Annotated in this window: 13 protein-coding genes; 9 read left to right on the top strand and 4 right to left on the bottom strand. The window is 58.7% G+C overall.

Going from position 1 to position 12,901, the window contains the following annotated elements:
• Window positions 1-37 precede the first annotated feature (37 nt).
• Both L4923_RS13655 and L4923_RS13650 read left to right on the top strand, forming a co-directional pair.
• On the top strand, window positions 38-859 hold the full coding sequence (locus tag L4923_RS13655) for a universal stress protein (RefSeq protein ID WP_239365895.1): 822 nt from the start codon (window positions 38-40) through the stop codon (window positions 857-859).
• A gap of 41 nt (window positions 860-900) precedes the next feature.
• Window positions 901-1,494 (top strand): NAD(P)H-dependent oxidoreductase, encoded by a 594-nt coding sequence (locus tag L4923_RS13650; RefSeq protein ID WP_239365892.1) that lies wholly within the window; start codon window positions 901-903, stop codon window positions 1,492-1,494.
• Between the two features lie 84 nt (window positions 1,495-1,578).
• Here the strand turns inward: L4923_RS13650 and L4923_RS13645 are convergent, their stop codons facing one another.
• Window positions 1,579-2,229 carry a BON domain-containing protein gene (locus L4923_RS13645; RefSeq protein WP_239365889.1) on the bottom strand — a complete coding sequence of 217 codons (651 nt, stop codon included), beginning with the start codon at window positions 2,227-2,229 and terminating at the stop codon, window positions 1,579-1,581.
• Between the two features lie 303 nt (window positions 2,230-2,532).
• On the opposite strand from L4923_RS13645, the gene L4923_RS13640 reads away from it, so the two are divergent.
• From L4923_RS13640 to L4923_RS13630, 3 genes are all read left to right on the top strand, one after another.
• Window positions 2,533-2,985: a pyridoxamine 5'-phosphate oxidase family protein gene (locus tag L4923_RS13640; protein ID WP_239365887.1), complete on the top strand. Its 453-nt coding sequence runs from the start codon at window positions 2,533-2,535 to the stop codon at window positions 2,983-2,985.
• Window positions 2,986-3,073: 88 nt separating this feature from the next.
• Window positions 3,074-4,336, top strand: a complete 1,263-nt coding sequence (locus L4923_RS13635) for an MgtC/SapB family protein (protein ID WP_239365884.1) — start codon at window positions 3,074-3,076, stop codon at window positions 4,334-4,336.
• A gap of 61 nt (window positions 4,337-4,397) precedes the next feature.
• A complete protein-coding gene (locus tag L4923_RS13630) occupies window positions 4,398-4,784 on the top strand; it encodes a hypothetical protein (RefSeq protein ID WP_239365881.1) in 387 nt (128 codons plus the stop codon).
• Between the two features lie 692 nt (window positions 4,785-5,476).
• Here the strand turns inward: L4923_RS13630 and fixJ are convergent.
• Window positions 5,477-6,088, bottom strand: a complete 612-nt coding sequence (gene fixJ, locus L4923_RS13620) for a response regulator FixJ (RefSeq protein ID WP_239365877.1) — start codon at window positions 6,086-6,088, stop codon at window positions 5,477-5,479.
• Between the two features lie 269 nt (window positions 6,089-6,357).
• Between fixJ and L4923_RS13615 the strand changes: the two genes are divergently transcribed.
• The 3 genes from L4923_RS13615 (at window position 6,358) to L4923_RS13605 (ending at window position 11,103) form a co-directional block, all read left to right on the top strand.
• The gene (locus L4923_RS13615) at window positions 6,358-7,170 is read left to right on the top strand and encodes a universal stress protein (protein ID WP_239365876.1); all 813 of its coding nucleotides are present in this window, start codon (window positions 6,358-6,360) and stop codon (window positions 7,168-7,170) included.
• Between the two features lie 44 nt (window positions 7,171-7,214).
• Window positions 7,215-9,845 carry a magnesium-translocating P-type ATPase gene (mgtA, locus tag L4923_RS13610; RefSeq protein ID WP_239365875.1) on the top strand — a complete coding sequence of 877 codons (2,631 nt, stop codon included), beginning with the start codon at window positions 7,215-7,217 and terminating at the stop codon, window positions 9,843-9,845.
• Window positions 9,846-10,002: 157 nt separating this feature from the next.
• A complete protein-coding gene (locus L4923_RS13605) occupies window positions 10,003-11,103 on the top strand; it encodes an Acg family FMN-binding oxidoreductase (protein ID WP_239365874.1) in 1,101 nt (366 codons plus the stop codon).
• Between the two features lie 215 nt (window positions 11,104-11,318).
• Here the strand turns inward: L4923_RS13605 and L4923_RS13600 are convergent, their stop codons facing one another.
• Both L4923_RS13600 and L4923_RS13595 read right to left on the bottom strand, forming a co-directional pair.
• Window positions 11,319-11,837, bottom strand: coding sequence for a GNAT family N-acetyltransferase (locus L4923_RS13600; RefSeq protein ID WP_239365873.1), 519 nt, complete (start codon window positions 11,835-11,837; stop codon window positions 11,319-11,321).
• A 43-nt stretch (window positions 11,838-11,880) separates the two neighbouring features.
• Complete coding sequence (locus L4923_RS13595; protein WP_239365872.1) at window positions 11,881-12,528, bottom strand: helix-turn-helix domain-containing protein; 648 nt, start codon at window positions 12,526-12,528, stop codon at window positions 11,881-11,883.
• Window positions 12,529-12,738: 210 nt separating this feature from the next.
• On the opposite strand from L4923_RS13595, the gene L4923_RS13590 reads away from it, so the two are divergent.
• The gene (locus L4923_RS13590) at window positions 12,739-12,900 is read left to right on the top strand and encodes a hypothetical protein (protein ID WP_239365871.1); all 162 of its coding nucleotides are present in this window, start codon (window positions 12,739-12,741) and stop codon (window positions 12,898-12,900) included.
• The last annotated feature ends 1 nt before the right edge of the window (window position 12,901 follow it).

Genomic DNA, 12,901 nt, shown 5'->3' with positions numbered 1-12,901 from the left:
GCATCGACGCAGGTCGCAGCAAGGAGAGTATTCGGCCATGGACTACAAAACCATCCTCGTCAATCTGGATATTGACGGTCCTGTCGTTCCGATCATCACCGCAGCGGCTGATCTTGCAGAGCGCTTCCAAGCCAAACTGATTGGTTTCTGTGCCGCTGATGCTCCTTTGTTGGTGACTGGTGTCGAAGGGGGCGAGTTGGCTACCGAAGCCTGGCAGATGATCCGCAAGGACATAGCCCGCGACTTCGAAAGGGTGCGTGGTGAATTCGAGAAAATTGTCGGCGGCAAGATCGAGGCGCACTGGCGCGATAGCCTCGAAGGCCCAAGTCAGGGATTGGCACGGGCGGCCAGATTTGCCGACCTCATCGTCGTGAGTGCTTCGGAAGGTGCCGCCACCGGAGACGCTTTCCGCACGTGCAATCCGGGCAGCGTCGTCCTGCAAGCGGGACGACCGATCCTGATCGCTGCGAAGGACGCCGACCGAATGCTGACGAAGAGGGTGACAGTTGCTTGGAAGGATACGCGCGAAGCGCGCCGCGCGGTTGCCGATGCGGTTCCCTTGCTTGCGGCCGCGGAGGAAGTCGACATTGTCGCGATTGCCGGCGAAATAGACATCTGGCTGCGCGAAAGCCTTTCGGATGTCGCGTCATTTCTCGCCGGGCATGGCATCAAGGCGCGGACTCACGCCATCGAGGGCACTCGAGACAGCAACGATCTCATCTCCTTCTTGAAGGAGCACAGAACCGATCTCGTCGTTTCCGGAGCCTATGGTCACAGTCGCCTACGGGAATGGGTTTTCGGCGGCGTGACACGTTCCCTCATCGACCAGACCGACCTCAACCGGTTCTTCTCCAATTAGAGAATATCCGGCTTTGTCGTTCTGGAGACCTGGAGATCGTTATGCAACGTCGCATCGTCGTTATTGTCGGTCATCCCGATCCTGATCCAAAGCGGCTTTGCCGTGCGCTGGCTTCGAACTATGCCGAAGGCGCCCGTGCAGCCGGCCATGATGTGCGTGAGATCGACATCGCCAGACTGGATTTCCCGCTCCTGCGAACCATGGAGGAATTCCGGAACGGTATGATCGCCCCTGACTTGAAGGCGGCGATCGAAGCCATAAAACATGCCGATCATTTGGTGTTTGTCTTCCCGCTCTGGTTGGGAACAATGCCGGCCTTGCTGAAGGCGTTCCTGGAGCAGGTCATGCGTCCAGGTATCGCTTTCGCATATCCGAAGCCCGGAAAGGCAGGTTTCACCAAGAGCCTGTTCACCAAATGCTCGGCGCATGTTGTCGTTACCATGGGGATGCCCGCTGTCTTGTATCGGTTCTGGTTTCTTGGGCACGGGATCGCCGGCATGCGCCACAGCATCCTCAATTTCGTCGGCATTCGTCCGGTCCGCCAAACATTTCTCGGCTCGGTGGAAACCGTCACCGACAGTCGTCGGCACAAATGGATCGATCGGATGCGCTCATTTGGTGCGCGTGCGCACTAGACCCGACGCGTTGGGGAAGGGGCGGCCAGAAAAAAGGTGCGACCGTCAGATCGCACCTTTTTCATCGCTGATCGTAGCAGGGGCTTATCCCACCGTGATGCGATCTTCAACGGACTTGACACCAGGTGCCGACCAGGCGGCACGTTCCGCAGCACTGCGTTCCGACCAGAGCTGGACCTTGCCTTCAAGTCGCACTTTGCCGTCTGCAAGCACATCAACCTTGATCGCCTGCGCTTCAACCTCTGCGTTGCGTCTGAAAGCATCTTCAATGCGTTTTCTGACGTCGCCGGCGGAGGCCCGCGGCTTGAGTTCGATGTGGTTCGAAACCCCAGTCACGCCGGCTAGACCTTTTACCGCATCGGCAGCTGCCGTCTTCTGATACCACCAGCCGACCTCGCCGCTGAGCGTTATCCACCCTTTCTGCACCATGACCTGGACCGCTCCTTCCGGCACCGAGGTCGACCATTTGATCGACTCGATGGCTCGCTTGGCGATCTCATCGTCCGCGGTTCGGTGTGCGCCGGTCGGCCTGACTTCGATCTCTTCTGCAATGCCCCTGACACCCTTGACCCGACGTACGACGCCTTCGGCGGTGATTTTTTCGGCATAGGTCGCAACGTGGCCGCTCAGCGTCACAATGCCGTTTTCGACCGCCACCCCGATGTCGGCTGCATCGATACTCGGCTCGAATTCGAGTTCGTCAATGATGTCTTGTCTCAATGCGATGTCGCTCATCTCGCTCACCTTCAAGATTTGGCGGACCATCCGCCTCACGGCTGTCGATATTGTTCTTGATGGCGAAGGACGGCCTTGATCGCAGTCAAGTTGGTTCCTCACGGAGGGACAATCGCCGTCCGGCAAGTGAGGCGTTCGATAAGTGCGAATTTTGATCTCGCTCAATGCCGGGCGAAACTGGGGACGTAAGGTGAAAACGGAGGCGACGTCTGATGGTCGTCCCATCCTGACTCTAGCTTGTTCGTGACCAACCTATGGCGTTGTCGTTGTGTGCAACTCGTGGGAGGCGGCCGGGAGATCCAGATGCTGATACGTTCACTGAGCACTTTGGAGTGCACCCATCTGTTGGGTTCTTCCCGATTTGGCCACTTGGCCTGCGCGAAGGAGAGCACGCCTTATGTGGTTCCCCTCTATTTCGCCTATGAGCACAATTACCTCTACGCCTTTTCTATGCCAGGCAAGAAGATCGACTTCATGCGCGCCAATCCAAGAGTCTCGGTCGCTATTGAAGAGCGCGGCAGTGGCCGGGAGTGGAAAAGTGTGGTTGCAGACGGCTCCTATGAAGAGCTTCAGGATCGCATTGGCCACAAGCAACAACGCGATCACGCCTGGTCTTTGCTGAGCAAGCATTTGGACTGGTGGGAGCCCGGCGCGCTCAAGCTAACCACGCCGCCTCTTTCGGATCACTCCGACCATGTTTTCTTTCGCATTCTTGTCGATCAGCTGTCTGGGCGTGAGGCCAAGGAAACGGTCTGAGGATTGATCAGGTCACATGCAGCCGACTGTGACATTTTCGGCCGAAGGTCGGAGATGGCGTCCGACGGCGACCAATTGGATCGAGAAGATGGAAACGTTGCCCTTCCGACTGGGGCTTGCCCTCGCAATCGGTTTGCTTGTTGGCTTTGAACGCGGGTGGCGCGAGCGCGACGAACCCGATCACAGCCGCGTCGCTGGCATACGCACTTTCGGAATCGTGGGGCTCTTGGGAGGCATCTTTGCGGCACTTGCCCAGACGATGGGATCGGTCGCGATATTCGTTACTGGTTTCGTCAGTTTTGCGGCGATCTTTACGCTCTACAAGATGCGAGAATCTACCAAGGATGACGATTTCAGTGCGACGGGGGTGATCGCCGGGCTTGGCGTTTTTGCACTTGGCGCCCTGGCAGTCGTCGGGGACATGCAAGTGGCAGCAGGTGTGGGGGCTGCGCTCGCAGCTGTGCTTGCCAGCCGGGAGTACCTGCATGGCATGCTCAAGCGTCTGACTTGGGTCGAGCTGCGATCAGCATTGATCCTTACGGTCATGACCGCTGTCATCCTGCCGCTACTTCCTGATCGGACTATCGATCCATGGGCCGCGGTGAACCCGCGACAAATCTGGCTTTTCACCGTCTTGACCGCCGCCATCTCCTATCTTGGCTATATCGCCGTGCGGGTTTTCGGCTCGACGCGAGGCCTCATTGTCAGCGCAGTCAGCGGCGCGCTGGTATCCTCGACGGCGGTTACGCTCGCCCTTGGGCGTAGCGCCAAGGCCGGTGACGCGCCGATACCGTTGGCTGGCGCGGCATCGCTGGCGGCTATGGTTTCGATCATGCGCGTGTGTTTGCTTGTGGCTGTCATCGGGCCGGCGGTCCTTGCGGCAATCGCCTTGCCCGCCTTGGCAGCGGCAGCGACATTCGCATTCGCTGGAGCGATTTTTCTCCTCAAGCGCGCCGATACGACCACACTGGAACCGCCTCAACGCAGCCCCTTCGATCTAGGTCCGCTGCTGGCCTTTGCGCTTATGCTGGCAGCGGTGGCGGTTGCGAGCAGCGCGATTGCGGCTCATGTCGGCACGCCAGGATTGCTCCTGACGTCGGCGCTGTCGGGCGCAGTTGATGTCGACGTTGCAGTGTTGAGCGCGCTTCGCCTCGTCGGGACTGCAATAACGCCGGAAGCTGCCGGCAAGGCGGTTTTGTTGGCAATGGCTCTTAACGCGCTGCTGAGGCTGGTGCTGGCGATGATCACGGCTCCGCTGCGTTTCTGGTTTCCTTTGTCAATGGCAACGTTGCTGGCCGCAGGACTGGCGGCCACGCCTTTCTTGATGACGATTTCCGAGCCAGCCTTTTGACACGGATCAAAGCGCGTTTCCTGCCGGCTGCGCATCCTTGGTGAGAAGAAAGGAAACGACCATGACCCTAGTGACCGACCTGACACCGAGATTCCGTCATGTGCGGCTTTTGCTCGCCCGCGAAAAGGGGCACCCCGGCGGCGATCAAAATGCAGGTTACGATCTTTTGGTGCCGTTGGATGAGGAAGGTCAGCTTGATCCTCATGAATGGAAGACGCATCAGGCTCTGTGCCGGGTCCGGCGTTTCAACGGCGATGGTGAAACGCGCGTCGGACACCTTCGCCGCAAGCCAGGCGGTCAGTGGTACTTCGACTATGAAGCAGGCGACCAGGACGACGAAATTGGGTTTCGGCTGGGTGAGGAACGGTTCGTCACCGGCGAGTATGTCTCGATCGGCCGCAAGAATGCGCTGCACACCTACCAGGTGGCGCGCGTGGAAAAGCCCTAGGCGGCGAGCGCAGCCGGAAGGCTGGCGGATTACCGGGGATATATGCGCGGGTTTGCGGCTATACTGCGCTCAACGTGACAGCGCGGCTCGCCGCACGAGGCGTCTTGCCCACTCGTCAGCGAAGATTGTCTTGTGCCCGCTCAAGACCGTCCCCTCCGGCTTTCGCGCCCAGCCCTCGGATGCGCAAGAGCTTAGGGGGCGATTGGAGCTAACCAGCAAGGTTCGTGCAACGATGCCCAATGTCGCAGGCGCATGAACGAATTTGCCTCTTCTTGTCGATCTGCATTCAAGCATCGAGCCCATCAGTATCTTTTGATCCGAACCAAACGGGATTATGGACCCGCGTGAGGCAGTTTGGCTTTTGTAACCGGCAGGGCCGGACGTGCTTACTCTCTGCGAGAGGATAAAATCTGTCGGTGGCCATGCGCAAAAATGATCAAAATCAAAGCGCGAGGCTCAAGCTTTCAGCAGACTGGCGCAATGTGGAATCCCGTCGCAAATGCGCCCCTTGGCCAAGATCTCCAACTTGCCGTCATAGATCAGGATGGCGTACACGCCCTCATATTTCCCTGCCAAAGAGAGCGAGGCGGTTGGCGCAACGTCGTCACCGGTGCTCCCGTCGATATTCGCCCAACGCACTGGCGGCTGTGGGATTCCGAAATCACCGAGAATGTGGTTCTTCCCGCGCCACGCTAGCCTTTTAAGTCGACGGCCAGGGCCATGCGTACCAGGTGCGAGAGACTGCCAGCCCCCATCTTGTTCATGACGTTTGCGCGGTGAATTTCGACGGTGCGCGGGCTGATGCCCAAATCATAAGCGATGCTCTTGTTTGGCTGGCCTGCGACAAGACCGTCCAGAACCTGCCGCTCGCGCTGCGAAAGCATGGACAGGTGGTTGCGGACGTCAGTGGCTTGCGCGCGCGCAGTGGCTGACGGATCGCGATTTTCGAGCGCTGAATGGATGGCATCGATCAGCACTTGGTCCTCGAACGGCTTCTCGATGAAATCGACCGCCCCCTGCTTCATTGCCTGAACCGCAAGCGCAACGTCGGCATGCCCTGTAATGATGATGACGGGCACCATGTATCCGCGCTCTCTCAGCAGACGCAGGAATTCGATGCCGTCGATGCCGGGCATGCGCACATCGGAAACAATGCAGCCATGGATCTCGCTCGAAGCCGCGGCGAGGAATGCCGTGGCGGAGTCATGCAGGCGCACGGCAAAGTCGGCCGTCGCGAGGAGGAACCCCAAGGATTTTCGAACATCAACGTCATCATCGACCACATGAACGACTTTATCCGGCACTGGAAGTTTCGTCCTTCTCAACAATACGCAAGGTGAGCCACAAAGCGGTTCCTCGATGATTGCTCGGACACCGAGCGGGGATGCCATGTCCAGGCAAGCTTTTTACTCAGGCCGTCGCCCGTCGAAGGCCGTTTTCGGCTGGGATGTAACTGATGTAGCACCCGCTGTCCCGGTACGAAATGCCGTCATGGATTTTGACGGACGTCAATGCGCAGCATGCTTGAAGCGTGTGATTGGAAGCATTCCATCATCCCCAGCGAGGTGTCGGTGTGTCCTACAAAACAGTCATCGTCAATTTGGCCGTTGACGTGGATCCCATACCGATCGTGAAGCTCGCGTCAGCACTGGCAGTGCATTTCGGGGCGCAACTGATCGGCTTTGCCGCCGCAGATGTCCCTCCCTTGGTGGTAACCGAAAAGGGCCTCGTCTACGAAGGCGATATCATGGAGACTCGGCGCAGGGAGCTTGAGAAGCACTTGGCCGAGTTGCGCGATGCCTTCGAAGAGCTTGTTCCCGCCTCGATCGGAGGTCGATGGATGCAACATATCCACACCCCGACAAGCGCCCTCATTACCGTAGCCCGGGCGGCGGACCTTCTTGTGACAGGTCACGATCGAGGGGATGATGCCTTTCGGGCACTTGATATTGGCAGCTTGGTGCTGGGAGCCGGTCGGCCGGTCCTGTTGGCAGCAAACAATGCCGAACACCTCGTCGGCAAGACTGTCCTTGTCGCCTGGAAAGACAGCCGCGAAGCCAGACGTGCTGTGAGCGACGCGCTGCCATTTCTAATCAGGGCCAAGGAGGTTGTCGTTGCGACCATGGCAGGCGAGGCCGGCCCCGATGTGCGCAGCAGCCTTGCCGAAATATTGCTGTGGCTTAAGAGCCAAGGGGTTCCGGCTCGAACGGAGGTGCTGTTCGGCGAGCCTGGCGGCCATCAGTTGGTGGAATTCGCGCACATGATCGGCGCCGATTTGATCGTCTCTGGAGCTTACGGCCACAGTCGGCTGAGGGAATGGGCCTTTGGGGGGATCACCCGCACGTTGATGGCCGAACGTGGCATCAATCGCCTCTTGTCGAACTGAGGGTCCGGCCGCAGTCCATTACTGAGGCAAGACGGCGGACAACAATGACAAGCGAGAAACGAACCGTCAGCCATCCGGCGATCTTCGACGGCAGCGCTTACTGGGCGCTGGGTCAAGACGTGTTGTTGAACGATCTGGGAAGTTCACCGGCTGGTCTCTCGTGCGCCGATGCGAAGGCACGGCTCGCAACATATGGTCGCAATCTGCTGAGCGTTCGTCCCGGCACCACGGCCCTTGCGACGCTCGCTCGCCAATTCCGTAGTCCGCTCGTCCTCATTCTCGTCTTTGCCGCGCTTGTGTCGGCATTTGTCGGCGAGGGACATGAAGCCATAATTATCGGTGCGATCGTCCTGGCCAGCTGCATTCTGAGTTTCACGCAAGAATACGGTGCCTCGCAAGTGATGGAGGCACTTCGGCAGCGCATGTCGCGCCAAGCGCTGGCGTTACGGGATGGGATGGAGGCCACGGTCAAAGTTGAAGACCTCGTTCCCGGTGACGTGATCAGCCTGTCGGCTGGAGACCTTATTCCGGCGGACGGCGTCATACTTGAAGCGCGGGATTTCAACGTCAGCGAAGCGGCCTTGACCGGCGAAACCTTTCCGGTGATCAAGTCAGTCGGCCCTAGCTCCCCCGATGCGCGCTTGGCTCAGCGTACAAATGTGGTGTTCGCAGGTACGTCGGTGCGAAGCGGAACTGCCAAGGCGCTCGTCGTGGCGACGGGTTCTCAGTCGGAATTCGCATCGATCGCCGAAGCACTTGAGCGAGCCGAGCCCGAGACTGAATTTGCGCGTGGGATCAGGCAGTTCGGCCATCTGATGACCGAGATCATGCTGGTCATCGTCTTAATAGTTTTCATGGCCAATCTGATGCTCCACCGGCCATTGATTGAATCCCTTCTTTTCTCGCTTGCCCTGGCCGTCGGCCTGACACCGGAACTTCTCCCGGCCATCATCAGTGTCACCCTCGCGAAAGGGGCACGCGTGATGGCTGCCAGTGGTGTCATCGTACGCCGTCTGGATGCAATCGAGAACCTGGGCAGCATGGACCTGCTTTGCACGGACAAAACAGGGACACTGACAGAAGGTGTCATCCATCTCGATGGTTGGTTCGACCGGGAGGGAAACCCTTCAGATGAGATCCTGCTTTGGGCCCAGCTCAATGCGACATTGCAGACCGGGCTGAAAAATCCGCTCGATGAAGCGATCGCCAATACGCAACCTGCTCCAGGGGTGTCAGCGTGGTCCAAGGTCGACGAGATCCCATATGACTTTGTTCGCAAGCGACTGTCCGTTGTTGTGCAGCAGAGGTCTGGCGGACAATTGCTGGTTACCAAGGGCGCCGTCCAAAACGTGCTTGAGGTGTGCGCGTTCGTGCGCGATTGCCGCGATAGAAGACCTCTTGATTTGGCTCAACGTCAAGCGATCGAGGAAAAGTTTCGGATATGGAGCAGCCAGGGCTATCGCGTTCTGGGGGTGGCGATCCGGCGTTTTCGTGGGCAGGAGAAATTCAGTCGCGACGATGAAAGCTCGCTGACTTTCGCCGGATTCCTGCTTTTTCTCGACCCGCCAAAGCAAGGTGTGCGGGAAACGCTGCAGGCTTTAGCCGATCGCGGTATTTGCGTGAAAATGATCTCCGGGGACAACCGCTATGTGGCGGCGCACCTGGCCCAGGCGATCGGCCTGCGTTCGGATCGAATCCTGACGGGCGAAGATCTTGGGAAGCTGACGAAAAATGCCCTTTTCGCCAAGGTCCGAGACACCGAGCTCTTCGTGGAGATCGATCCCAACCAAAAAGAGCGCATCGTGGAAGCGCTACGCAGACGCGGCCATGTCGTCGGCTATCTCGGTGACGGCATCAACGATGCGCCGGCGCTTCACGAGGCGGACATAGGCATCTCTGTCGATAGCGCTGTCGATGTCGCTCGAGAGGCCGCTGATGTCATCCTGCTCAAGCGCGATCTCGGCGTGCTTGTGCGGGGCGTGGACGATGGGCGCAAGACGTTTGCCAACACGATGAAGTATATTTCCATCACGACGAGCGCCAATTTCGGCAATATGATCAGTATGGCCGCCGCGTCGCTCTACCTGCCGTTTCTGCCGCTGCTGGCCAAGCAGATCCTGCTCAATAACTTTCTGTCCGACATCCCTTCGCTGGCCATTGCAAGCGACAATGTCGACGCCGATCAGTTGCGGCAGCCGCGCCACTGGAACATTCATTTCGTCAGGCGCTTCATGGTGAGCTTCGGGCTCGTCAGTTCGGTATTCGATTTCGCGACCTTTGCTTTCCTGCTCTATTACGTGAAAGCAAGCGCCTCCATGTTTCAGACTGGCTGGTTCATCGAGTCGGTTATGACCGAACTTGTGATCTTGCTTGTCATACGCACGCGCAAGGCATTCTGGGCGAGCCGTCCCAGTCGACTGCTCGCCATACTGGTTACGGCGGTGGCTGCTGTTGCTGTTTTCATTCCCTATTCGCCCGTGTCGACCTGGTTTGGTCTGGTCCCTTTGCCTTTGCACGTGTTGCTGGGCTTGCTGGGAATAGCCGGATTCTACGTCTTGGTTTCGGAATGGACCAAACATTGGCTTTTCGACCACGAGGTCGACAACAGGCACAAAGCGAAAAGCCTGCTTGATCCGCGTATTTTAAAACGCAGATGGACGGGCGCCGCGCGCTAGAGCTCCGCTCAGCCAGAATGGGACGAAAGGGACGAAGACCACAGAAACAAGGTCGACCGATGCCGCCCTGCCGACCGTATCCAGGCGCCTTGCGCGAAATCAAGGTCTCCACTTAGCGATGCGGTACCTTGTTGCTTATCAAGTGAGGGCGCGGGCTGTGAACAGGCGGCGGGTGATTGTTGGCGGGAGTGCGCTGGCGCTGGCGAGCGCCGCAGCCTTTAGCTTCTCGCGTATAGGCTCGATGGAGGGCTACGCAACTGCTGTGGCGGCCACGCGGGCAAAGCTCGCTCAACCTCCGGCCCTCATAGACCTCATTCGCTACGCAACGCTGGCGGCAAATGGCCACAATACCCAGCCTTGGCGCTTCCGTACCGGGCAAGGCCGCATCACAATCCTTCCGGATTTCACCCGCCGTACGCCTGTGGTCGATCCCGATGATCACCACCTGTTCGCCAGCTTAGGCTGCGCTGCCGAGAACCTGGCCATTGCTGCGGCAGAGCAGGGCTGGCGCGGCGAACCGCGGTTCGATGCAAGTGGTGACGGCTCTGTGGTTCTCGAGTTCGGCGCCGGGCCAGCCGAACGCTCGGTTCTGTTCGCGGCGATCCCCGAGCGTCAGTCAACCCGCGCCGAATATGACGGACGATCCGTCACTGCCGCCGATCTGGTACTTCTAGCCGCCGCAAGCTGCATTCCTGGCGTCGACCTGCACCTTATAACCGATGGTCAGGAGATCGAACGAGTCCTTGATTTTGTCGTTTCGGGAAACACAATGCAGATGGCGGATCCGGCGTTCGAGCGCGAGCTGAAACATTGGCTGCGCTTCAATCCGCGCCAGGCGCTTGAAACTGGTGATGGTCTGTTCAGCGCGGCGAGCGGCAACCCCTCCGCGCCGCCTTGGCTCGGCGGCCTCCTGTTTGATTTCTTCTTCGATGCCGCGAAGGAAAACGACAAATACGCTCGGCAGCTTCGCTCGTCCGCTGGGATCGCGATCTTCGTGTCAGAGCACGACGACAAGGAGCATTGGGTGCGTGCCGGTCGCGCCTGCCAGCGCTTCGCCCTGCAGGCGACCGCCCTCGGCCTGAAACACGCCTTTGTCAACCAACCGATCGAAGTCCCGGCCCTCAGAGCGCAGCTAGCAAGCCTAGTCGGAATGTCCGGCCGCCGCCCAGATATCGTGATGCGTTTCGGCTACGGCCCAGTGCTTCCCTATTCACCGCGCAGGCAAGTGGAAGCGGTTCTGATCCCAACCGATGCCTAGAGCGTTTCCGTTTTTTACCAAAACGCGAAACGATCTAAATTACTGTTTTCGCAGCATTTTTGTGGCAAAGTGATTCCACTTGGCTGCAGAACGCTTAGGTCGATAATACTTCATGCGCAGCAATTCATCGACGTTTCATCAATCTCTCGGCAGAAAAAGAAACAAGCCGCGCCAAGCTGGCACGGCTTGCTGACAGTCGTCCCGGAAGGATGATCTTAAGTTGGCAAGGCAGTCGTGCCCAATTTGCGTTCGACCACGACGAGCGTCGGATCGTCGGGAGCGGTCGAAACGGTAAAGCCCATGTCACGCTCAAGTTCGATTGCGGCGTGGTTCTCACGGTCTTCAATCGACTGTAGCGCTTCGAGGCCGTGCTCCTGGGCAAAGCGTGCGATATGGCGCAGGAACTCCCAGCCGACGCCGAGATGCTTGCGGTCCTGGCGAATGCAGATCGCGACCTCACCACGCTTCCCTGTCTCATCGCTGGCGAGCGTGGCCACTGCGATCAGCATGCCGTCGGCGGAGAATGCGAGGAAGTTGTGAATACTCGGATCATCGGAGCGGGTCATCGCCACCAACCGCTCATGAGATACTTCCTTCATCGTGCCCAGGAAGCGGAAACGGAGATCCTCGGGGGTAACATGCTTGAAGAACTCGGCCACGATCGGTTCATCAGCCGGACGTGCGCGGCGGACCTCAAAGCGAAATCCGGTGTGAGTGGTCAGCGTGGTCTTCATTGTCTTTCTCCACGGTTGAATCGGATGCGTTTTACGGGCGATTTCATTCGCCCATGGCGCGCAATGCATCCCGCTTGAGCACCTCGATGCGGCGGAGGCTATGGAGGCGGATGACGCCCTTTTCCTTCAGGCGGCTGAAGACGCGCGAAACGGTTTCGATGGTAAGGCCAAGATAGTCCCCGATGTCGATGCGGGACATCGGCAAGTCTATCTGGCGCAAATCTCCCTGGCGTTCCGCCATGTCGAGCAGGAAGGCCGCAACGCGTTCGATTGCATTTTGACGACCCAGCACGAGCAGATGTTCTTGCGCCCTAGTCAGTCCCTTGAGCGCGAGAGGCAGTAGGTGGTGGGACAGGTCTGTCCCCGAACCGACACGGAAAACGCGCACCCCGGTCGAGTTGATCGCCTCGGCGAAGAAATGATGTGTAATGTCGCCTTCAAAGCCGAAGGTTTCGCCTGCAAAATGAAAAGCGCTGATTTGCCTGCGTCCATCAGCGAGGAGCCTGTAAATACGGACAGCACCGAACTCGACTTGATAAACAGCCTTGGCTTTTTCGCCCTGGGCATAGATTTCCGAGCCTGGGGAAAAGAAACTCACCGGGTGAGCCACTGATCCCTCGGGGGATGCCGTTGGCGCTTGCCGGGGAAACACTGACGGCAGTTCAATCTGAATGGAAGTTTGTGCGTACATGGCTGTCGTCCCAGAGAGTTCGTGACAACAGCAATCGCGCGAATCGCGGTTCGGCGAAATTCGGTTCTATCCGTAGGGGAAACTACGTAGAGGGAGCACCTCAGCGCGCCTGCGGCGGCAAACTGTGCCGAATCCAGGGATTGACGATGATCAAGGCGTGTGCCACCCGGCGCTGCAATCATGAGCCAGGTCTGACAAAGGAGCCTGATCATGTCCGCTGGCCTCATCTCCGTCTACGCTGCACTGCTGGGTCTTGCCTATCTCGCCGGCGCGGCGATCTATTTCGAAACGAAAGATGGGGATAGGCGACATCGTCCGGCATCTGGACGTCGAGCTGTGCCTCAACGCGTGAAAGCCCAGCGCCGGCGCTAGA

The organism is Terribium retamae (assembly GCF_022347545.1).
GTDB classification, from domain to species: Bacteria; Pseudomonadota; Alphaproteobacteria; order Rhizobiales; family Rhizobiaceae; genus Mesorhizobium; species Mesorhizobium retamae.
Note: the sequence above shows the minus strand (reverse complement) of the source record. Positions and strands in the feature narration are given on the sequence as shown.